Below are 251 nucleotides of genomic sequence, written 5' to 3'. Positions count from 1 at the left end.
GCATCAAGCTTTGGTACTTTACCTGCCAGCACACGTAGTACTGAAGCAATGGGCGTATCGAAACGTTACAGTGCTTTTGTACTGCCACTCGGCGCAACTATGAACATGGACGGTTGTGGCGGTATTTATCCTGCTCTTGCGGCCATTTTTATTGCGCAAATTTACGGTATTCCGCTTGATATGACGGACTACATGTTGATTGCGGTAACGGCAACGGTAGCGTCTGTCGGCACAGCAGGAGTTCCTGGTAG

The 251-nt window shown here is 49.4% G+C and carries 1 protein-coding gene; it reads left to right on the top strand.

All coding sequences use genetic code 11. The annotated features are described in order from the left end of the window. Positions 1-251: dicarboxylate/amino acid:cation symporter (locus AAEY78_RS14270; RefSeq protein WP_352340085.1), on the top strand; the 251-nt coding region annotated here is incomplete at both ends.

It is taken from the genome of Psychrobacter sp. 16-MNA-CIBAN-0192 (assembly GCF_040309565.1).
GTDB lineage: Bacteria > Pseudomonadota > Gammaproteobacteria > Pseudomonadales > Moraxellaceae > Psychrobacter.
This window is presented reverse-complemented; position numbering and strand designations above follow the sequence as displayed.